Source organism: Pseudomonas sp. PDM20, assembly GCF_014852575.3.
Taxonomy (GTDB): Bacteria; Pseudomonadota; Gammaproteobacteria; order Pseudomonadales; family Pseudomonadaceae; genus Pseudomonas.
The window spans coordinates 81,559-102,853 of record NZ_CM181224.1; the positions used below are offsets into that span (position 1 = coordinate 81,559).

The 21,295-nt window shown below is 63.6% G+C and carries 20 protein-coding genes; 10 read left to right on the forward strand and 10 right to left on the reverse strand.

The features are described 5' to 3' along the window. Positions 1-40 precede the first annotated feature (40 nt). Genes IB261_RS00380 through IB261_RS00390 form a run of 3 tightly spaced genes read left to right on the forward strand, consistent with a single transcriptional unit; the run spans position 41 to position 2,097 of the window. On the forward strand, positions 41-964 hold the full coding sequence (locus IB261_RS00380) for a LysR family transcriptional regulator (RefSeq protein WP_192383465.1): 924 nt from the start codon (positions 41-43) through the stop codon (positions 962-964). Next, the gene (locus tag IB261_RS00385; protein ID WP_192383464.1) at positions 961-1,680 is read left to right on the forward strand and encodes a phytanoyl-CoA dioxygenase family protein; all 720 of its coding nucleotides are present in this window, start codon (positions 961-963) and stop codon (positions 1,678-1,680) included. Before IB261_RS00380 ends, IB261_RS00385 begins: the two co-directional genes overlap by 4 nt. Before the next feature lie 15 nt (positions 1,681-1,695). Continuing rightward, a complete protein-coding gene (locus tag IB261_RS00390) occupies positions 1,696-2,097 on the forward strand; it encodes a GFA family protein (protein WP_081519183.1) in 402 nt (133 codons plus the stop codon). Positions 2,098-2,227: 130 nt separating this feature from the next. On the opposite strand, the gene IB261_RS00395 is transcribed toward IB261_RS00390, so the two are convergent. From IB261_RS00395 to IB261_RS00440, 10 genes are all read right to left on the reverse strand, one after another. Next, positions 2,228-4,186 (reverse strand): DUF7844 domain-containing protein, encoded by a 1,959-nt coding sequence (locus tag IB261_RS00395; RefSeq protein ID WP_192383463.1) that lies wholly within the window; start codon positions 4,184-4,186, stop codon positions 2,228-2,230. Next, complete coding sequence (locus tag IB261_RS00400; RefSeq protein WP_017517696.1) at positions 4,183-4,518, reverse strand: DUF2388 domain-containing protein; 336 nt, start codon at positions 4,516-4,518, stop codon at positions 4,183-4,185. The genes IB261_RS00395 and IB261_RS00400 overlap by 4 nt, the downstream gene beginning before the upstream one ends. 37 nt (positions 4,519-4,555) lie before the next feature. After that, complete coding sequence (locus tag IB261_RS00405) at positions 4,556-4,849, reverse strand: DUF2388 domain-containing protein (RefSeq protein WP_081518915.1); 294 nt, start codon at positions 4,847-4,849, stop codon at positions 4,556-4,558. 106 nt (positions 4,850-4,955) lie between these two features. Beyond that, on the reverse strand, positions 4,956-5,276 hold the full coding sequence (locus IB261_RS00410; RefSeq protein ID WP_081518914.1) for a DUF2388 domain-containing protein: 321 nt from the start codon (positions 5,274-5,276) through the stop codon (positions 4,956-4,958). 94 nt (positions 5,277-5,370) lie between these two features. Next, on the reverse strand, positions 5,371-5,577 hold the full coding sequence (locus IB261_RS00415) for a DUF1127 domain-containing protein (protein ID WP_192383462.1): 207 nt from the start codon (positions 5,575-5,577) through the stop codon (positions 5,371-5,373). Between the two features lie 116 nt (positions 5,578-5,693). Next, positions 5,694-7,739, reverse strand: coding sequence for a DUF6311 domain-containing protein (locus IB261_RS00420; protein ID WP_192383461.1), 2,046 nt, complete (start codon positions 7,737-7,739; stop codon positions 5,694-5,696). A 96-nt stretch (positions 7,740-7,835) separates the two neighbouring features. Next, the gene (locus IB261_RS00425) at positions 7,836-8,273 is read right to left on the reverse strand and encodes a GtrA family protein (RefSeq protein WP_192383460.1); all 438 of its coding nucleotides are present in this window, start codon (positions 8,271-8,273) and stop codon (positions 7,836-7,838) included. Then, entirely contained in the window at positions 8,270-8,986 is a 717-nt protein-coding gene (locus IB261_RS00430; protein ID WP_192383459.1) for a methyltransferase domain-containing protein, read from the reverse strand. Before IB261_RS00430 ends, IB261_RS00425 begins: the two co-directional genes overlap by 4 nt. A 2-nt stretch (positions 8,987-8,988) precedes the next feature. Then, entirely contained in the window at positions 8,989-9,969 is a 981-nt protein-coding gene (locus IB261_RS00435; RefSeq protein WP_192383571.1) for a glycosyltransferase family 2 protein, read from the reverse strand. 78 nt (positions 9,970-10,047) lie between these two features. Beyond that, complete coding sequence (locus tag IB261_RS00440) at positions 10,048-12,162, reverse strand: DUF6311 domain-containing protein (RefSeq protein ID WP_192383458.1); 2,115 nt, start codon at positions 12,160-12,162, stop codon at positions 10,048-10,050. A gap of 589 nt (positions 12,163-12,751) precedes the next feature. Here IB261_RS00440 and IB261_RS00445 point away from each other — a divergent pair. The 7 genes from IB261_RS00445 to gmd all read left to right on the forward strand — a co-directional run bounded on the left by IB261_RS00445 (position 12,752) and on the right by gmd (position 21,294). Then, positions 12,752-14,200 (forward strand): glycosyltransferase, encoded by a 1,449-nt coding sequence (locus IB261_RS00445; RefSeq protein ID WP_192383457.1) that lies wholly within the window; start codon positions 12,752-12,754, stop codon positions 14,198-14,200. Further along, on the forward strand, positions 14,197-15,705 hold the full coding sequence (locus IB261_RS00450; protein ID WP_192383456.1) for a glycosyltransferase: 1,509 nt from the start codon (positions 14,197-14,199) through the stop codon (positions 15,703-15,705). Before IB261_RS00445 ends, IB261_RS00450 begins: the two co-directional genes overlap by 4 nt. Before the next feature lie 39 nt (positions 15,706-15,744). Continuing rightward, the gene (locus IB261_RS00455) at positions 15,745-16,575 is read left to right on the forward strand and encodes a class I SAM-dependent methyltransferase (protein ID WP_192383455.1); all 831 of its coding nucleotides are present in this window, start codon (positions 15,745-15,747) and stop codon (positions 16,573-16,575) included. Positions 16,576-16,613: 38 nt separating this feature from the next. Further along, positions 16,614-17,771 carry an acyltransferase family protein gene (locus IB261_RS00460; RefSeq protein ID WP_192383454.1) on the forward strand — a complete coding sequence of 386 codons (1,158 nt, stop codon included), beginning with the start codon at positions 16,614-16,616 and terminating at the stop codon, positions 17,769-17,771. 73 nt (positions 17,772-17,844) lie between these two features. Beyond that, positions 17,845-19,077: an acyltransferase family protein gene (locus IB261_RS00465; protein ID WP_192210486.1), complete on the forward strand. Its 1,233-nt coding sequence runs from the start codon at positions 17,845-17,847 to the stop codon at positions 19,075-19,077. Positions 19,078-19,213: 136 nt separating this feature from the next. Next, positions 19,214-20,119 (forward strand): GDP-mannose 4,6-dehydratase, encoded by a 906-nt coding sequence (locus IB261_RS00470; RefSeq protein ID WP_081518908.1) that lies wholly within the window; start codon positions 19,214-19,216, stop codon positions 20,117-20,119. Positions 20,120-20,322: 203 nt separating this feature from the next. Further along, complete coding sequence (gene gmd, locus IB261_RS00475; protein WP_081518907.1) at positions 20,323-21,294, forward strand: GDP-mannose 4,6-dehydratase; 972 nt, start codon at positions 20,323-20,325, stop codon at positions 21,292-21,294. Position 21,295 lies beyond the last annotated feature (1 nt).

Genomic DNA, 21,295 nt, shown 5'->3' on the forward strand with positions numbered 1-21,295 from the left:
CTATAACGAAAGGCCTGCGCCCGCCGCCACGAGAACTCCCATGCTGGGCAATCTTTCCGATATCGACCTGCGCCTGCTGCGCACCTTCTGCACCATCGTCGAGGCGGGCGGCTTCACCGCCGCCCAGGTACGCCTGAACACCAGCCTGTCGCGGCTGAGCGTGCTGGTGCGCGATCTCGAACTGCGCCTGGGCTATTCGCTGTGCCGGCGCGGCAGCAGCGGCTTCCAGCTTACCGAGGAAGGGCAGCAGCTGTACGAGGCGGCGCTCGGGTTGTTCGTCGATATCGAACGCTTCCGCGAACAGGTGACCGGCCTCGGCGGCCGCGACCGCGAAGTGCTGCACCTGGGCTGCGTCGATGGTGTGCTCGGCCAGCACTGCTGGCCGTTGCCGCTGGCGCTCCGGCTGTTCCGCGAGGGTAACCCGAGGGTGCGCCTGAACCTGCACACCCAGCGCCCGGATGAGCTGGAAAACGCCGTGCTGGAGGAACGCCTGCAACTGGCCATCGGCGCCTTCCATCATCGCTTGTCGGGGCTGCGCTACCAGCTGCTGTTCCGCGAAGAGCAGAACCTCTATTGCGCCCAGGGGCACCCGTTCTTCGAGCGTGCGCAGGACGAGCCTTCCCTGGAGCAGATCTGCGCGGCCGAATACGTCGGCCGCGGCTACATGACCGAAAGCCGCCGGCCCCACGGGCTGGTCTTCAGCCGCGCCACCAACGCCTACAGCATGGAGGCCATCGCCAACCTGGTGTTCAGTGGCACCTTCATCGGCTACCTGCCCACGCACTACGCGGCGCAATGGGTCGCACAGGATCGCCTGCGGGCGATCCGCCCGGCGCAGCTGGCCTATGTCTCGGAGTTCCATTGCGTGACACGCCAGGGGGCCGAGCCGGGCGAGGTGCTGGGGGCCTTCCTCGACGCCCTGGAGCGCGCCCAGGCCGAACTGGGTAGCGGGGCGCCGGCGTGAGCGACGTGCAGGCATTGCGCGAGGACGGTTTCGTCCTGCTGCACGGCCTGCTGGATGCCGAACAGGTGGCCGAAGTGCGTACGCTGATCGACGACCTGCGCCCGCTGCACTGGGACTACGAAGGGCTGGTGGATCATTACAAGTGCGTGTTCAACCGCTCGCCGAGCTGGCTGCCCTTTCTCGACCCACCGGGGTTGATCGAGCTGGCGGAAGCCGCGCTGGGCGCGGACTGCCATGTGATCGGCCAGACCGCCTGGCGCTGCCATCCCGGCTTCATCGGCGCGGAAATGCACCAGGACTACCTGCCTGTCGCGCTGCCGGGAGCGGACCTGGAACTGCCAATGTTCATCTGCACGGCGCAGGTCTATCTCGATGATATCGATGATGCGCTGTGCCCCACCTGGGTGATCCCCGGCAGCCATCGCGCCGGCCGCGCGCCGGCACCGGACGAGCGCGAATGGGCGGGCAGGACGGCCGAGCCGGTGCTCTGCCGCGCGGGCGATTGCCTGCTGTTTCGCAGCGACTTGTGGCACGCCGGAAGCCGCAACCTGAGCGAGCGCACACGCTACCTGCTGCAGGTGCACTATGGGCGCCGGATGGTCGCGCAGAAGTTCTCACCCTACCTGGACTGGACCTTCAACCCCGAGGTGCTCGCCGCCTGCACACCGCGACAACGCCGGCTGCTGGGCGATCACGAAGACGCCGAGTACGACTGAATGGGAGACTCACTGATGAAGGCTGTACATGCCGGCGGCTGCCATTGCGGCCAGCTGCGCTACGAGTGCGATGCCGCGCTGACGGACGTCGCCCATTGCCATTGCTCGATCTGCCGGCGCACCACCGGCGGTATCGTCACCACCTGGGCCACGGTGCCTCTGGACAGCTTCCGCTGGACCCTCGGGACGCCGGCCGAGTATCGCTCCTCGGCGTCCTGCATCCGCTACTTCTGCAGTCGCTGCGGCGCGCAGCTGGCGCTGTTCACCGACCAGGCACCGGAGACCCTCGACCTCACGACGGCGACGCTGGACGAGGTGGCGACGGTGCTGCCGGACCGGCATATCTGGGTGAAGAGCCGGCTGCCCTGGATACACCTGGACGAGCAGTTGGAAGAGGAGTGGGAAGAGAAGCTTTAACGCTGCCGCACCGACGTCAGGGTGACGCTTCGTAGGATGGGTGGAGCGCAGCGATACCCATGCGGTCGGCGCGGCGGATTGATGGGTATCGCTGCGCTCCACACCATCCTACAAGGGCAGTCACGGAGTCTCAGGGCAGCTCCAGTCCGCCCGACGCCTTGTGCAGCTCGCGCAGGTGCGCGCCGATCTGCTTGGTATTGGCTTCCAGCGCGGCCAGTTCGTCGCGGCGTTCCGGTGTCAGCAGGGCGCGGACTTCACGGTCGAGGTTGTCGCTGAGCTGGCGCAGGCGCTGCTGGCGCTGCTGCGTCTGTTTCTCCAGGGTCGCTGTCTCCGGCGCCTGGGGCAGGCCGTAGCCGCCGTCGAGAAGCTCGGCCGGGCGGCTGAGGAAGCCGCTGTCGTCGAGGATCTGCTGCAGTGTCTTGCCGGCTGCGGCGAGGTCCGGCTTGCTCTGCATGGCGTCCGGGTTGCTCAGGTACAGGCGCTTGAGTTCGTCCTGGGCCAACAGCAGCTGGCGGCGCAGCGAGGCCTGTTCGAGCAGCAGCAGGGCGGCGCTCGAGCGCAGGTCGGCCTTGTCGAACCACGGGCGGCGCTCGACGGCGGGCAGGGCGAGCCAGTCCTCGACCTTGTCCTGCGGGACGTTCATGCGCTGCTTCAGCACATCGAACATGGCCTGGTAGCGGTCGCGGAAGGAGTCGAAGCGATAGCCCAGGCGCAGCGCTTCCTTGGGGTTGTCCAGCACGCTGGCGTCGGCGATGCCCTTGTTCTCCAGCAGGCCGAGCACGCCATAGGGCGTGATGCTGTCCATGGTCTGCAGGCTCTGGCGCTGGATGCCGCTGCGTAGCAGCTTGAGCGTCTCCACCGCGCAGTTGTTGGACAGGAAGTAGTAGTTGCCGTCGTAGCTCCAGTGGCTCTGCGCCGAGCGCTCCACCAGGCTGGCGACCTCGTCGCGGCTGAGCTTGAGCGGAATCGAGGCGAGGCTGCGCAGCTCGACCTTGGTGTATTCCTCGATCACCTGGGACAGCGGCAGCACGAACAGGCGCGAGGGGTAGGCGCCGGTCAGGCCGTCCCAGCTGGAGAGCTGCAGATCGCCGACGAAGGCGCGGTAGGACAGCACCAGGTGCTGGTCGAGGTCCAGGCGGCAGGCCGGGCCGCGCGGGCGCCCTGGTGCGCAGACCACCAGGCGCAGCATGGTGTGGCCCCAGCGGCTGGCGATCTCGTTGTTGGCCTCGGCGATCAGGTAGTCGACCTCGTAGACACGCTCCGGGTCGAGATACCCCAACGGCTGGCGGCCGAAGTCGCGGCCGGCGTTGAGGTAGGCGTACTGCGTCGAGCATTCGTCGTGCGGGCGCTCGCCGAAGCGTTCCGCGTAGTAGCGGTACAGCGCCGGTCGGCGGCAGGCGAAGCTGCGGTCGAGGAGGAAGTACTCCATGTTCACCGCGACATACTCGCGCGGGTTGGTCAGCTCGTAGCGGTCCGGGCTGCGCAGCAGGAAACGGTTGTGCTGTTCGCGCTCGCCATGTTTGCCGGCGTATTGCGGCCAGCCGGCGAGGTCGAGCAGGCGCGGGTCGTCCGAGAGGCTGAAGCGGCGGCCGGTCTGGCCACGGCAATCGTCCGGTGCGCCGACGCGACCCAGGCTCTTGTCGCGCATCGTGCAGCGACGGATCACCCGGCCTTCGTCGGTATCCCAGAGGCGCGCGCGGTCGTAGAGGTGGGTCAGCTCATGGAGCAGAGTCGCCAGCAGTTCGCGGCGCAGGGTGCCGTGAGTGCGGCCGGTCTGCTCGGTGGCGGCGCTGCCGTCGGTGAGCGGGCCGAGATAGCGGGTATTGAGGGCGATGGCGCCAGGGCGCAGGGTGCGGCCCATGCCATTGCTGGGCAGGTCGTTGCGCCATTGCACTTCGACGCTGCGGTCCAGGCGCTGCACGAAGCTGTCCGGCAGGGTGTGCAGGGCTTCGTCCAGCAGTTGCTGGCTGGCCTGGCGCTGGGCGGCGTTCAGGCCGTCGGCTTCCAGCTCCAGGCGGAGCGAGGCGTGGCTGCTGGCGGCGACTATCAGTGCCAGGGCCGCCAGCCAGCGGCCAGCCCGGAGTCTCACAGAGCGAGGATGGCTTCGGCCAGGTCCTGGTCGGAGGCTTCGCGAGCCTGCGGCACCTGCTCGCGCAGTACCTTGAACGCGGCTTCCAGTTGCGCACCACGGATCGCGCCGTCGCTGCCAACGTAGCTGGCGGCATCGTCACGGGCTTCGCGGACGACTTTCATGTCACGCACGGAGGTGGTGGTGTCCGAGGTGAAGTCGATGCTGCGGGCGAAGGCGTTGGTGGTGATGTTGAACACGCGGACCACCGATTGGGCCTGGGCGGTGGAGGCGCAGGCGGCAAGCAGGAGGCCGAGGATCAGGGGGCTCTTGGAAAGCGAGCTGAGGCGCATGGATGTCTCCGAAAGGGCAGCGGGAGCTGCTCACGACTTATTTGGCAAGAATTGCTTCGGCCAGTTCCCGATCGTTCGCCGCCAGCTCCGGATGCCGCTGACGCAGCCAGTGCAGCGCAGCCTCCAGGCGGGCACCGCGCAGGGCTCCATCGGTGGCAACGAACTGCGCCGCGTCGTCGCGGGCGCCGCGCAGCAGTTTGTTGTCGAAGGGCGCGCTGGTGACCTGGCTGGTGGCGTAGCTGGTCGCGACCGGAAACTGGGTGGTCTGGTCGAATGCCCAGGCGGGCAGCGAACAGGTCAGCAGCGGCAGCAGGAACAGCAAGGTACGCATGGGCTTGGACAATCGAGAAAGCACGGCCGCCAAGGCTAACGGAATGCGCGGGCGAGAGCCAGCGCAGAGCGCCGGGCGGAGCGCCCGGCGCGGAGGGTTCAGCCGATCAGATGGTCAGGATGGCCTGGGCCAGCTGCTGGTCATTGGCGGCCAGGGTCGGCAGCTTGCTGCGGATGTGGGCGAGGGCGGCTTCCAGGTGTGCGCCGCGGATCTGGCCCTGGCTGGCGACGAAGGTGGCTGCGTCGTCACGGGCTTCGAGGACGATCTTGTCGTCCTTGAAGGAGTTGCTCAGGTCCGAGGTGCCGTCGGAGGTGGCGCCGGTGGCGCGCACCGACAGGTCGGTGGTGTAGACGAAACTGGTGGCGTAGGCACCGGTGGCGCAACCGATCAGGGCGGCGGCAGCGATCAGGCGAAGGCTGTTCTTCATTGGAGTGGCTCCGGAATAAGACCAAGCAAAGGTGGCCGGGGCGGCCACTCTAACTGTGCTCAGACTAGCCAAGACTGACCGGTGTCACCAGCATTCAGCGCCAGAATGGTTTCGAGATTTCTCTCACGCGCTCGCTGGGGCTGATGCCCAGGTCGGCCAGCTGCAGGCTGGTTAGCTCGGCGAGCTGGCGGCGGGTGCGGGCGTTCTGGTGCCATTGGCGCAGGTGGCGTGCGATCAATGTCGCGCAGCGACCAAGGCCAGAGACAGCGAAATGCGGCGGGGCCGCGGGCTGGCGTTCCATGGCGGGGCATCCTGTCGATCCGGTTCACGGCTGTTCAGGATGCCTCGCCACCCGCCGGCCGGTTAGCCGCAGCTGGCAGTTTGCTTGGCGCAACAGTTGCGGCGCCGATTGCACTGTCAGGGTTGTTTGGCCTCGGACTGTACTGCTGTGACTTCATCTGCCGTGCTGTCAGGCGCCAGTTCGATGCGAATCAACGACAGTTCGCTACTGCCGTTGCTGATGGTGCGGATTTCGCTGCCGGGGCTGTCCTGGGCACACTCAAGTACGCCTTCCACCGTACGCACCTCGCCGTCAGTACCGGTCAGGTCGCCTCGGGCAAGGACCGCGACAGTGGCTGTAGCATTGCTGACAATGTCCCAAGTACCCGCGCGCTTCGACGCTCCGCCTTGGGCGGCATAGGTGATCCGGTATCGATAGCGGCCCGCAGGAATCAGCGTATAGGGGCCGTAGCTGAGGTATCCCGTCGCGCCGGCTGGTGCAATCAGGCGGTCATCGCGCAGCTTGCCGATCAGCGTCGGCAGGCTTGACGCCGGCCAGCTGCCCCAGCGTTGCGCTTTGAAGTCCGCTGTGCGGCAGGCAGGACAGGCGTCCAGTTCTGGAATAACCAGTCTTATGCCATCGAGCTCACCGGCGATCGCCCCCTTGCTCAGGGTGCGAGTAGCCTGGTCCCACAACGCAGGCTCGTTGAATATGTAGAGCGCATCCGCATCGTAGGAACCGCTGGCCACTTGTCCGGCCAGGTGCTCCCTTGCGCGGGCCTGGGCCTGGGCGTCGACACGGGCAAAGTTGGCGGAGTTGATCGACATGCCGTGGTGCAGGGCAAAGTCCGATAGAGGGATGAAGTTTTCAGGGACATGGGTAGGGAAAACGTACAGGACGCGCTGATAGTGCTTGCCCAGGCTTTCCCACATGGGCGATTGCATCGGGCTGGTCCAGCCGGGCTCCTGGCGGAACAGCTTGCGCATACCGTGCAGCCCGCTGGAAAGGTCGTAGAACTGCACGCACGTGGCGGCCGCCAGCAGGACGATTGCTACGCTCGTGCGGGTGCGGACGCAGATCACTGCAATGGCGGTAACGGCAAGCAGATAGAAAACGGGCCAGAACATCCGGCCGGGAGAGCGGAACACCTGATAGAGCCGGCCGGCCCAGTCCGGAAGATCGACCCAGGTGAAGACATGGGGCCCCACACTCAGTGTATTGGTCAGCGAAATCGACAGCATCAATACGCTCATCAACACAAGCGGCCAGATGAGGAACGTATGCCTGCTGCGTTCTTCTCGACGAGGGGCAATCGCCAATGCGGCAGATATTGTCAGCAGAGCGAGGACGCCGACGCCCATGTAGGCGAAGCCGTCATGATCAAGAAAGCCGTCCATGCCTTCCGGCCGCTTGAGTGCCGGTAGCAGTCGGGACCAGTCTCCACGCGAGTCCACCAGGGAGAACAGGTTCATCCGCCCGTAGGGGCCCGGCACAGTCGGGGCGGACCCCAGTATGAAGTAGCCGATCAGCCACATGAGCAAGAGAATCAGAGCGCTGCCGGCTACTCCGTGCGCCACGCATCGGCCCGGACTCATCTCGCGCTTGGCCAGCCGCTGCAGGAGATCGGCCCCCCAGATGGCCGCCAGCATCACCAGCAGATACGCATGAATCAGGGTTGCCAGTGCGAGCATCACCAGCCAGAAACGAGCGCGGTAGCGTTGGTCAAAGTAGAGGTAGAGACCTCCAAGCAGCAGCCACTGCCCGCCGAGTGCCAGATGGAAGGCAAAGCGGATCAGGTACGGGGGTAGCAGCAGGAGCAGCACCGTGCCAAGGGTGAGCAAACGTCTGTCCTGGGTAAAGCGCGACAGGACCAGGTATGAAAAGACACCCTGCATGACCATGCAGACCAGTACCCACAGACCGAAGTACTGAAAGGTTTCCGGCAGAATGGGCCCGAGCAGTTTGAACGGTAAGGCGAAGAGCGGCAGGGAATCGGAAAACACGATGGAGCTGCCCATCTCCATGCCGTAACGCGGGTTGGCCCCCAGCGGGAACTGCAGGAATGGCGTTTCGCGGAAGAATTCCCAACCCAGCAGGTTGGTGGGTGGGTCGAACAGCCCGCGCATGAGCCAGCCGATGCTGGAGGGCTGCAGCACCGTCAACCCGCCCAGTGCGACGAACATTGCGACTCCCAGCAGGACCGGAATCCATAGTGATGCGCGGACGTTTTTGGGCGCCAGCATGGCTAGGTAAGCTCCACTTTTCTTGTTGTGAGGTGATCATTCACTGCGCCGCTGCCTGAATCCCCAGAATCGGCTGGCCAGGAAGGTAATGCCCGGCACGACTGAGGCGGAAGCCACCGCAGCCAGGCGCGGTGATAGCCATCCGCTGGCCAGTATCGTGGCAAGCAGTGTGCTGTTGATCAGGAAGGCGGTCAGCGAGATCAGGAAGAAGCGGCGCATCGCCTTGCCGGGTGAGCCGGGATTGGAAAACGTCCAGATGTAGTTGCCGGAGAAGGAAAGACCGAACGCGCAGAGGAACGCAACCAGGTTGGCCAGCAGAGTCGGCATTGCCGTGCAGCTGATCAGGCTCCAGACCACGCCGATATGCAGTGCGGTGGCGCACACCCCGACAACGCCGAAGCGAGCAGCGATGAACAGTTCGCGCAGGAGGCGGTGCCTCGTGACCGACACTTCCTCCGACTCCTTGATGCTCACGGCTTTCGTGCCAGGCAGAAAGCGGTCAGACCGGCAAATCGATTGAACCCAAGGGCGGGCAGTTCCAGGATCGACAGTGCTTTCAGTGTGCCGTTGACCAGCGGGCTGTGACGCTTGAGTTGCGATCGTGGTTGGCGCTGGGTCTTGCCGTGGCTGCGCTCGAGCAGTCGAAGGCTTGCTGCGATCGGGAACACCGCGCCGAAGTAATAGGAACCGCGCAGAACCTCCAGGCCCGCCTGCCGTGCGACGGACTCGATTTCATGGAGCCTGTAACGCCGCTTGTGCTCCAGAAATACATCGTGATCGCTCCAGAGAAACTGGAAGGCGGGAACCGAAATCAGGACATTGGCCCCCCTGGGGACCTTGGCGACATAGTCCGCCAGCAGGCCCACGTCGTCGTCGACGTGCTCCAGTACGTCCATCAGCAGCAGGAGGTCGGTGTCCAGCTGTTCTACCGAGCGGCGGAAATGAATCGGCTTGCCATTAGCCTGGTCGTCTGAGTCCTGCGCGTAGCTGATATCGACACACCAGGCGTCGCGGGCATCACTCTGGTCGAGCAGGGCCTTGGAGAAGAATCCGGAACCAGCGCCGACGTCAAGGATTGAAGTTGGCCGGATGTCGCCGAGGAATTTCTGCATCGCGGCGCACTTGGAGCGGTAATACCAGTGTTCGCCGATATGCTCGCCCAGGATGTCGGTTTCCTTGAGGTCCATGCTCAGTCCTTGTTCACGTAGATGCGGCGCACCAGATAGACCGGTCTGCGCTTGGATTCCAGATAAGTCCGCCCCAGGTACTCGCCCAGGACGCCAATGCCGATGAGCTGGAGGCCGCCCAGGAACGTCACGGCGACCATGATCGATGCGTAGCCTGGAACATCGACGCCGAAAAACACCACCTTCAGCACGATCAAAGTGGCGAAGAGGAACGATCCCAGCGATACCGCGATGCCGAGATAGGTCCAGATTTTCAGCGGGTCTGTGCTGAAGCTGGTGATGCCTTCGAGGGCGAAGTTCCACAGGCGCCAGCCATTGAACTTGCTTGTCCCGGCGATGCGCTCGGGCCGGCTGTAGTTGATACAGGCGGTGCGGAACCCCACCCAGGCGAAGAGACCTTTCATGAACCTGCGTGATTCGGGCAGCTCGTTGAGAGCATCCACCACCTGACGGTCCATGAGTCGGAAATCGCCGACATTTTCCGGAATGGCCGGGTCAGCGATCTTGTTGTGGATCCGGTAGAACCAGTTGGCCGAGGCACGCTTGGCCCAGGAGTCGGAGGTTCGGTCGACACGTCGAGCCAGAACGACTTCATAGCCTTCGCGCCATTTGTCGATCATCTCCAGCACCAGTTCCGGAGGATCCTGAAGGTCGACATCGATGGGCACCACGACCTGCCCGGTTGCGCAGCGCAGGCCGGCACTGAGCGCGGCTTCCTTGCCAAAGTTTCGACTCAGGTCGACCACCTTGATGCATGGAGTATGGCGCTGCAGCAGGAGCAGAGTCTCCAGTGTCGCATCGGTGCTGCCGTCGTTGACGAAGACGTACTCCACCACAATGGCCGAGGGATCGCTGAACACGCTTTGCACGCGCTCCACGAACAGGGCGACGGTCTCGACTTCGTTGTAGACGGGCACCACCAGCGATAGCGCCAGGGGGGCGTTTTCGGGGGCCCTCTGTTCCCGGTCGATGGGGGGGCTCATTTGCAGCTCACTGGTCATCCCTACCTCTTCTTGTTCTTGCGCGGCAGTTGGCTGTCAATGCTACGCCTGCGGTTGTGTCTATCGAGCAGAACCCTTCGCGGCCGTTTGATCTGTGCTGATCGAAATGCTCTCAAGCTGAAGGTCGCCACCGTTGCTCAGCAGGCGCAACTCGACTCGCTGCAGTGGGCCGCTCAAGGCAACCTTGCCAGTGAGCGAGCGACTGGCACCTTGCGTACCCTTCAGCGGGCCGGAGGCGAGAGTGACCTGCTTGCCAGAAGGCTCCTGAGCAACCAGGTCCCAGGTGCCCACGGTCGTCGCACTATCGGCCTGGCTGAGATAGTCGATGCGGTGTTGATAGACTCCTGCGGGCAGCCCGATGTAGGGGCCGTAGCTGAGATACCCCGCCATGCCCGGCTCCTTGGGAACCAGTCGGGTGCCCTGCAGTTTTCCAATCAGCGAGGGTAATTGTGCAGCGCTCCATTGGGCGGAAAAGTCTTTCTGCTCATGGGTCAACGGCGCTCCCAGGGCGCTCCAGGCAGCCTTGGCGCGGTCCCTGGCGCAGATCAGGTGGACAGTGTCGACCGAACACTCGCCGGCACGGATTGCCTGCTGGAACAGCGTTGGCAGATCAAGAGAGTTTCGCAGGAAGCCGGCCTTTACATACAGCTGGCCGGGCTGGGCGGGATGCTGTGAAAAGGCACTCTTTTGTTCGCAGCTCGTCGCTACTCGCGCCGTATAGGCGCTGTTGATCGTCAAGCCGAGGTTGGCGGCGATGTACTGGTAGCGAACGTAATCCTCCGTAGGTGTGTCTCCGCAGCCATAAGCAGGATAGATCTCGATGCCCTGCAGGCCTGCCAGCGCGTTACGCCATGGTTGGAGGTCCAGGGTCGCAGGCAGCTGGCTAACGAATTGCACGCGCTCACGCAGTGGCCGGGTGTCATACCACTGCAGCACGAGCGCCGCTGTGGTTATCGCCAGGAGCAGGTTGCTCCTGCGACGGAGCAGGACCGACAGAACGGCGAAAAGCACGCCATAGCCAACCATCCAGAAGAACCGGCCGCTGACGCGGAATATGCCAAAAGCGCTTTCCAGCCACCTGGGGAAATGCACGTCCAGCAAGAGGTGCTGGCCCAGAAAGATGCGATTGCTGGCGGCGTACAGCCCGAACCCGAGTAGGACCAGCAACAGCGGAGCATGCTTGCGCGCAGTGCGCGGCAGTTCTCTGCCATGCAGCACCAGGGCGATCGGAACAAGGAGCAGCACGCCCGCCCCAAGGTAGTTGAATCCTTCGTCCTGCCCGCCGGTGGCGTCGATGGGCGAGCAGAGCAGGCCGCCGCAGAATGGCGAAAGCAGGTTCAGTGAGTAGACGCCATAGCCTCCGGCTGCTGCTCCTTTGCCGATGAAGTATCCGCCTGCATACAGGATGACCAGCAGTGCGATGAGGGAGGCGATAATCCAGTTCAGTCCCTGCCTGAACGTCAATCGAGACTGCCGATACAGGCTCACCAGGCAGGCAATGAAAACGGGGTAGACCATTGCCAGCAGGTAGGGATGGACCAGTAGCGCACCGCAGCTCAGGGCGACAAGGCTGAGACCGGCGCTGCGAATGGTCCAGGCAGCGTGGTAACCGCGGAAGTAAGTCCCTAACGCCAACAGCAGCAGGGCCTGGGTCATCAGGGCCGTGTGGCCCAGGCGGTGTGTCAGCGCTGGCCAGGTTATCGCGAAGGCGACGGCGAGCAGCGCACCAGGCAGATGGCGGATATTCAGTGATCGGATGAGGAACACTGCGGCGGCAGCCTGAAGCAGGTAGCTGAAGGCGTGCCAGAGGCCGAAATAGTGGAAGCCGTCGGGGAGCAGCGAGCGCAACGGCTTCAGCAGCAACGCCAGTAGTGGAATGCTGTCGGTGAAGGCGATGCTGGTGCCTTCTGGCGCATTCAGGCGGACCGACTTGAGCAGCGGAAAGTGCCAGTCATCCTTTTCGAAGAACAGCCATCCTGCTACATGTGAGGCGGCATCGCCACCTTCGAAATAGAGTCCATGCCCGGCCAGAAAGGACAGTGGATAGAGATGCAGCACCATTGCCATGGCAAGCAACAACGCTGCCAGATAGGCAGTGCCACGTGGTGCGTCTTTCCACAGCCATGCTGGGGTTCCGGCGGGCGCCAGTGCGGGCAGCTTCTCAAACCGGCTCATGCCAAGGGCCCCAGCTGTTCGCCGGCAAGGACTGCCCGATTTCCGGCATCGCAGTCCCTTCCCGTCAACAGAGGCGTTGGGACGATTGGCGGGGCAGGCGGGGAACAGCTCAGCAGCGACAGCAGAAGTTGCGGATAACGCATGGGCTTGGCCGATCTGAAAGCACGGCCGAATAGGCTATCGGAATGCAGGATGGTGGGCTAGCGGCGAGTTCTGCCGCCTCCTGCGTGGCTGGCGCGCGGAACAGCATGGCGCCGCGGCCCCTTTGCGACGAATGGGCAAAGGCAATTCGAGGGTGGAGAACTCCTCCCTGATGGTCACTCTGGCTGCGGGGAAAGAAGCGCTCTTCGCTGCGATGAACCGGGTTTCGGTGGATGACTGCTCAGTCATCGATAAGGCGACTGTTTCGGGATAGTTCCGTGCTTTTCGCAACTGTACCGTCGCTCAATCGCCTCAGCTGTACTCAATGTATCCGGATGCTTGCCAGCGCCTCGAAGAACTGGTGCTATGCATGCCTTCCTTGAAAAACGCACCGGTCCAGCCGGTCGTGTCATAACAAAAACAGCGCGGGAACGGGGCCTGCGTCCGCATGATGGATCTGCTTATTCTCATTGGCTCGAAGATCAGCCAGGACACCATCCACAGTTCGCTCGGCAAGCCTGAGTACAGCTACTACTTCCTGTTGAAGGAGTTCCTGCCGGCCTTCCAGGCAATCGGCACTGTGGTCGAAGTGCGCAGCATCGCCGAGGTCGAGGCTCTCTATGAGGAACACCATGCGGCTGGCCGGCCGGTTGTGTTCATCAGTGTCAGCCCGCCGCAACAGACCCCCCTGGGCCTGCGTTGCCCGACCATTCCGCTGTTCGCCTGGGAGTTCGACAGCCTGCCTGACGTCGCCTGGGAGGGTGACCCTCGCAATGACTGGCGCTATGTCTTCGAGCGCGTACAGGGCGCCATCGCGACGAGTCGGGAGGCAGCCGCCCAGGTCGCCGAGCAGCATCGTCACCTGCCTGTACTGGCCGCGCCCGCTCCGATCTGGGAGCGCTTTGGCGCAGGCAAGGTCGCACCCGTCCGTCCTGCCCAGGGCGAGCGAAGCATCCCATTCTCGGGCGTCGTCATCGACAGCCCATTGCTGGGGCTCAGCGCTGATGGCCTGGTTCGTCGTGCTGAGTCTCCTGTGCCTCTGCCGGAGGTCGTGGAAGCTGTGAAGCCGGCTTCGCGCTGGCAGCAGCGGCTGGAGATCGGCCGGCTACTGTTCGAAGGCTGGCGCCGGGAAGTCTTCGGCGCGCCGGAGGTGCCCGCGGCCAGCGCTCCAGTCGTGGCTGAGCCCATCATTCGGGATGTGGTGCTGGACGGAGTGGTCTACACCACTGTCCTCAATCCCGCTGACGGTCGGAAGAACTGGATCGACCTGATCACTGCCTTCTGCTGGGCGTTCCGCGATACGCCCGATGCGGTGTTGCTGGTGAAGATGACCCACCACGACCTTGAGCACTACCGGATCGTGCTGATGACGCTGCTATCCCGCCTGGCGCCTTTCTCCTGCCGAGTGGTTGTGCTGCACGGTTTCCTCGAGGACGACCAGTACCAGGCCATGGTCGCGGCCACTGATTACTACGTGAATGCCTCGTCGTGCGAAGGCCTGTGCCTGCCACTGATGGAGTTCCTCAGTGCAGGGAAACCAGCACTGGCACCACGGCATACGGCGATGGCCGATTACCTGGACGAACGCATGGCGTTCGTTGTCGAGGGCGCCCTGGAGCCGACCTGCTGGCCCCACGACCCCACCGGCATGCTGGTCACGCACCGGCACCGGCTGAACTGGCAGTCGCTGATGGAGGCGTTCCGCCGCAGCCATGCAGTGGCGCTCCGTGAGCCGCAGGTGTATGCGCAGATGTCCCGCGCGGCCTGCACGCGCATGGAGGCATTCAGTTCCCTGAAAGCGGTGGCGGGTGCGCTGGAGGCCTTCATTGGCGATGTCCTGGATACTGATCGGTCGGTGCGGGCCCCTGCCCGTGTCGCGGGGGGGATGTCGGAATGAGGTTTCTGGTCCACTCCGAGGTCAACAGCGCACGCATCGAGTCGAGCCTGGGGCTGCCGGACTACAGCTATTACTTTGTGCTCAAGGAGTTTCTCCCGCTGCTGCGCGGCCTGGGAGAAGTCACCGTGGTGGAGGAGGTCGGGGAGGTCGATGTCCTCTACCAGCAGGCCCTCGATGACGGCGAGCAGTGTGTTTTCCTCAGCTTCACGCCGCCACACAAGACGCCGCTGGACCTGCAGTGCCCGACCATTCCGGTGTTCGCCTGGGAGTTCGATTCCATCCCCAACCAGCAGTGGCTTGAGGATGATCGGCAGAACTGGGCGGCGGTATTGCAGCGCTGCGGGCGTGCCATCACCCACTCCGGGCTCACTGTCGAGGCGACTCGCGCGGAACTGGGCGCGGCGTTTCCGGTGGTTTCCATCCCGGCGCCGGTGTGGGACAAGTTTGCGCGCTTGCGCGAGCAAACTGTGGGCTTGCCCAGCGAACCGGTGACCCTCACGGTACGCTCGGGCGTGGTCATGGACACCCACGATCTGTCGCTCGCCCCCTACCTCCCCAATGCCGACGCAGTCACCCGTGCTGTAGCCAGTGCGCGCGCCCGGGAGCTGCCGGCGGCGGCAAAGGCCGAACCAGCGGAGCCATGCGCTGCTGGGCGCCAGTCGCTGGCGCGCATTACCCTGCGCTACCTGGTGGAGTGGTATCGCCTGGCCTGGCGGGCGCCGGTGCCGGTCTTGCCGGTCGCCGCAGAGCCTGCGCCCGCGCGGATGGAGCCGCCCAACCCGGTGGAGCCCGGTGGCCTGCCGGATGTGGAGGTGGATGAAGACGCGATGCCATCGCTGCCATTGGGCGAGCACCGGCTGACCCTGTCGGGCGTGGTCTTCACGGCCGTGTTCAACCCTTACGATGGCCGCAAGAACTGGGTCGACATGCTTACCGCGTTCTGCAGCGCCTTCCGCGACACTCCCGAAGCCACGCTGCTGTTCAAGCTGGGCCACCACGAGTACGAGTCGGCGATGAACGACATGCTGATGTGCATGGCGCGCATGCCGGCCTTCCAGTGCCGTGTCGTCCTGCTGCACGGCTATCTGGATCGTTCTGAATTCGACGAGCTGATCCGTCATACCGCTTATATCGTCAATGCCTCTCACGGAGAGGGCCAGTGCCTGCCGCTGATGGAGTTCCTCAGTTGTGGCAAGCCGGCGGTCGCACCACGTCATTCGGCGATGGTCGATTACATCGACGAAAGCGTCGCCTTCGAGGTGGCTACCTGGCTGGATGCCACTGCCTGGCCGCACGATCCGCGGCTGGCGTATCGCACGCTGCGCCACCAGATCGACTGGGCATCGCTGGTCGAGGCCTATCGCGCTGCCTTCCAGTGCTATTCGCAGCAGCCGGAGCGCTATGCGTGCATGTCGACTGCGGCGATGGAAAGAATGCGCGCGCACTGCTCGCTGGAGACCGGTCGCGGTCGCCTCGAGGCGTTTCTGGCTGCAGGCGCCGCCTGAAGGCGCCGCGGCACATACGAAGTCATAGCGGGAGCTGACATGCTGGAGTTCATCAAGAGCCTGGGGCGCAAGCCGGTGCCCGTTACCGAACCGCAGGAGACCGCGCCGCTGCCTGCCGCGCCGGCGGAGGACCTGTCGACGTTGACCGACACCTACCTCAGTGGCTGGTTCCAGCAGGAAACCGATGAGCTGTTCGAAGGTTTTCCGATCAGCGCACAGGACTCGGTACTGGATATCGGCTGTGGCGACGGTCCCTTCGTGCAGTTCTGTGCCCAGCGTGGTGCGGAGGTGATCTTCGCCGACATCGATGCCGACAAGGTGGCCGGCGTCGAGCGTGCTCTGCAGGGCTCCAATGCCCGCGCCATGCTGCCCCTGGTCACCGACGCGAATCCGATTCCGCTGCCCGATGCTCGGGTGGACAAGGTCGTGGCGATGGAAGTGCTGGAGCATGTCGAGGACCCGGCACAGTTCATGAGCGAACTGGTCCGCGTCGGCAAACCCGGCGCGCTCTACTTGATCACCGTGCCCGATCCCCTGGGCGAAAGCGTGCAGAAGGAATTGGCTCCTCCCGCCTATTTCGAACATCCCAACCATATTCGAGTGTTCGAGCGCGAAGCCTTCGAGCAACTGATCCGCGACTCGGGTCTGGTCATCGAGCGTCAGGCCCATTACGGCTTCTACTGGTCGGTGTGGTGGTTCTTCTTCTGGGCCTGCAAGCAGGACCTCTCGCCGCCGTGGCACCCGCTGCTCGATAGTTGGACGCGCACCTGGAACATGATGCTGGCCACGGAAGAGGGGCCACGGATCAAGAAGGCCCTGGACAATGCGATGCCCAAGAGCCAGGCGATCATTGCGCGCAAGCCGGCGTAGGCGGGAGTGTCAGTGGTAATGAACAGCCGGTGCAGCCAATGAGCAAGGGTCGGATTGCCGACATCGAGATTCTGCGCGCCTTCGCGGTGCTCTTCGTGGTGCTGCACCATGCCCACGGCAACCTGATTTCCTGGGCCTCTCCGCGCTTCGATGCCTTGACCGCGCATTTCTCCGGCGGCTTTGGCGTGGACCTGTTCCTCGCCATTTCCGGGTTCGTCATTGCTCGCGATCTGTTGCCGCGGCTGAGGGCCGCCGCGGAAGCCGGCTCGGCCTGGCGTTGCATACTCGCCTTCTGGGTCCGCCGAGCCTGGCGCTTGTTGCCTTCTGCCTGGTTCTGGCTGGCCGTGGTGTTACTGGCGGTCGTGTACTTCAATCGCACAGGTGTTTTCGGCAGTTGGGGCGCCAACCTCGACGCAACTTATGCCGGCGTCCTGCAGTTCGCCAACTGGCGCTTTGCCGAGACCTTCATGCGCAGCGAGTACGGTGCCAGCTTCGTGTACTGGAGCCTGTCGCTGGAAGAGCAGTTCTATATCCTGCTGCCGCTGATTGCCCTGTTGGCTCGCCGCTGGCTGGTCCATGTGTTGCTTGTGCTGGTGGTGTACCAGCTGTTCGCTTCCCGTGGCCTGGTGATGGTGATGTTCCGCAGCGACGCGCTGATGCTGGGCGTGTTGCTGGCGATGTGGAGCCGTAGGGCCTCCTACGAGCGACTGCGCTCGCTACTGCCTGCCCGGGGTGGCAGCGTGGTGCTGGTTGCTATCAGCCTGCTCATGGGGGCGTTCTGGTCGGATACCCTCGATGTGGGCATCTACAAGTTCAGCCTGGTGGCGATCTGTTCCATCGTGCTGGTCTGGATGGCGTCCTATGACGCAGAGCTGTTCGTTCCGGTGGGCCCCTGGCGTCAGGTAATCATCTGGATTGGCACGCGCTCTTATGCCATCTACCTGATCCACGTGCCGGCGTTTTTCGCTACACGCGAATTCGCCGCCCGCCTGTACCCACAGCTGCCGGTGGATGATCGCTTCTTCTACCCTTTCGTGCTGTGCTCGACGGCTTTGATCGTCGTGTTGAGTGAGCTGAATTTCCGTCTGCTGGAGACGCCACTGCGTCGTCGCGGGGCGCTGATGGCGCGGCGGATATCAGGCGATCTGCCTGAGGCTTCGTCTGGCCTGGCGGTGGAGCAGGGGTTTGGACGGTGATCATGAGGCAATGCTCCGCGCAGGCCGGAAAGCGTCTTGCCATGCAGGAAATGAGGAAAGTCGAGGAATGCGCATGAGCAAGGGTAAAAACCCGGAGATCGAGTACCTGCGGGCCGTTGCTATCGGCATGACGTTGCTGTGCCACGTGCCTATGCTGTTGCCCTACTACGACGCGCTGTTCGGCCGCTTTTTCAGCCTGTACATGCCCTGGTCGGGTGTGGATCTGTTCTTCTGCATTTCCGGTTACATCGTCTGCAAGAGCTATCTGGACTATTTCGACCAGCATCGGCAGCAGGGCAGTTTTGCCATTGCGGCCCAGAGCTTCTGGTTGCGGCGCATTTACCGGCTGTTGCCGACCGCCTGGTTGTGGATCCTGATTCCCCTGGCGCTGTCAGTGCTGTTCAATCGCAGCGGCGCCTTCGGCTCCTGGTTCGAGAACCTGCGCAGTTTTGCTGCGGTAGCGACCTTCAGCGGTAACCTGGCGAACCAGTACGGCGGGATGCTGGGTCCCAACGCGGTCTACTGGAGTCTGGCGCTGGAAGAACAGTTCTACTTCCTCCTGCCATTCTTCCTGCTCTGTGTGACGGCTTTCCGCTGGCGTGTCGGGTTGCTGCTGGTGCTCATCGCCCTGCAGTTCGGCCTTGATCGCAATATGTTCGGGACGCCGACCAGCGCCATGCTCAACTCATTCCGGCTCGACGCGATGATGTGGGGCGTGCTGCTCTGCCTGGCGGGACGCACGCCGTTGCTTCGACAATTCGAGCCCACCTTCCTGGGCAAGAGCGCCTGGCTGCGCCTGGCCTTCGCACTCGTCTTGCTCTACCTGCTGGGGGCCATTCCCGGCCAGCTCATCGCGATGCCCATCGCCGTGGGGCTGATCGCTATCGTTGCGCTGCTGCTGGTGTGGGTCGCCAGCTACCAGCAGGGGTACCTGTACTGTCCGGCGGTACTGTCGCGGCCGCTGCTCTGGCTGGGGTCGCGCTCCTACGGCTTGTACGTCATTCATATCTGCGCTTATCACCTGAGCCGTGAGATCTGGTATCGCTATGCTGCGGCGCAAGGCATCGAGCTCGACAAGTCATTTACCCTGGAACTGGTGGTGACGGCGTTGGCGATTGCGCTGATCGCCAGTGAGCTGAATTATCGATTTGTCGAAGAGCCGCTGCGGCGCAAGGGCGCGCGGATTGCGCGGGAGCGGCTGGAGCGGTTTTCCGCGGGTGTCCCGGTGGTGGATGCCCCGCATCCGGACACGCAGCCGCTCGAGGGGACCCGGATGGATACGCCGGGCGCGCGGGCGCCCGAGTGAGTGCTGCCGGTTCAATTGTTGAAAACCTTGCGACCGTTTTCGGGTCACAGAAGGCGAGAGTGTTCTCGCGTTGCTGTGACCAACCGGTCAGCCATTTCGGGTTCCTTTCCTTGAGAACAATCAGAGAGACTGGCCTTTGAACAAACGATTGCTGGTAACAGGGCTTTCCGGTTTCGTGGGCACCCAGCTTCGAGCGTCGCTGGAGCCGCAATGGCAGTTGATGGAGCTGCCGCGCCTGGATCTGGCCGAGCCCGGGGCTTTCGATGAGTATCTGCGCGACGATGTGCCGGACGCGGTGATTCACCTGGCGGGCCAGACGTTCGTGCCGCAGGCTTTCCGTGATCCTGCCGGAACCTTGCAGGTGAACGTCATCGGCACGCTGAACCTGCTGCAGTCACTCAAGCGTTGCGGTTTTTCCGGGGCCTTTCTCTACGTGAGCTCCGGGGATGTCTACGGGCAGGTGAGTGAGGATCAGCTGCCCGTTACCGAGTTGCAGCTGCCCAGGCCGAGGAACCCCTACGGCGTGAGCAAGCTCTCGGCGGAGTTGCTCTGTCAGCAGTGGAGCTTCGCCGAACCTTGGCGCATGATGGTGGCTCGCCCGTTCAACCACGTGGGAATGGGCCAGAAGGCTGATTTCGTGATACCGGCGGTCGCAAGACAACTCGCGCGTATTCGTCATGGATTGCAGGATGCGTGTATCGAGGTAGGGGACATCGATGTCACCCGCGACTTCCTCGATGTGCGTGATGTTCTGTCGGCCTACTTCGCATTGCTCGAAAAGGGGCGTTCGGGGGAGGTGTACAACGTTTGTTCGGGCCAGGAGTATCGCGTGCGCGACCTGATCGCCCAGATGGCCGCGCTGGCCGGCGTGGAGCTGCAGATTCGCCAGGATCCGCAGAAGCTGCGCAAGGCCGAGCAAAGGCGTGTTCGAGGCAGCAATGCCAAGCTGCAGAGTGAAACCGGCTGGAAGCCGGCTCACGGGATGGAGCAGATCCTGCTGGATGTGCTGGCTGACTGGGATGTCCGCGCCTTGCAGGAGTGACACCGGTCGCGCTGGGTTTGCGACCACTGCTGGCGATACCTGTCGCCGCTTCAGGACCCCGCCAGGCCTGCCAGGGGGAACGGGGTCCCAGGTAATGTGCTGCACGCGGAGGCATCGCTCGGGTGGAAGCCGATCGAGACTCCGACATAACTAAAACGAGCTCGCAGCGCTTTCATCTGCGAGCCATCACGGATGCTAGAAGAATGACAAAAAGTGCTCTGATCACCGGCCTGACCGGACAGGATGGCGCCTACCTTGCGAAACTGCTGCTGGAAAAGGGCTACAAGGTCCACGGTCTGGTAGCTCGCCGCAGCAGTGATACACGCTGGCGCTTGCGTGAACTGGGGATCGAGTCCGAGGTGATCTACCTCGATGGCGATCTGGCGGACGCTTCCTCGGTGCAGCGTGCCGTGATCAAGGCCAAGCCGGACGAACTCTACAACCTCGGCGCACAGAGCTTTGTCGGCAGCTCCTGGGACCAGCCGGTTACCACCGGCATCGTCGATGGCCTGGGAGTGACCCACCTGCTGGAAGCCATCCGCCAGTTCAGTCCGGAAACGCGCTTCTACCAGGCATCCACCAGTGAGATGTTCGGCCTGATCCAGGCCGAGCGGCAGGACGAGAACACGCCGTTCTACCCGCGCAGCCCCTACGGCGTGGCCAAGCTCTATGGCCACTGGATCACCGTGAACTACCGCGAGAGCTTCAAGCTCCACGCCTCCAGCGGCATCCTCTTCAACCATGAATCACCGCTGCGCGGCATCGAATTCGTGACGCGCAAGGTCACCGATGCGGTGGCCCGCATCAAGCAGGGCAAGCAGAGCGAGCTGCGCCTGGGCAACATCGACGCCAAGCGTGACTGGGGTTTTGCCGGCGATTACGTCGAAGCCATGTGGCTGATGCTGCAGCAGGAGCAGCCGGATGATTACGTTGTCGCCACCGGCGTGACGACCACCGTCCGCGAGATGTGCCGCATCGCCTTCGAATATGTAGGTCTGAAGTACCAGGATCATGTGGTGATCGACCCGGCCTTTTTCCGCCCGGCGGAAGTGGACGTGCTGCTGGGTAACCCTGGAAAGGCCGAGCGAGTGTTGGGCTGGAGTCCCAAGACCAGCCTGGAGAACCTTATCCACATGATGGTCGACGCCGACCTGCGTCGCGTTGGCAAGGAGTGAT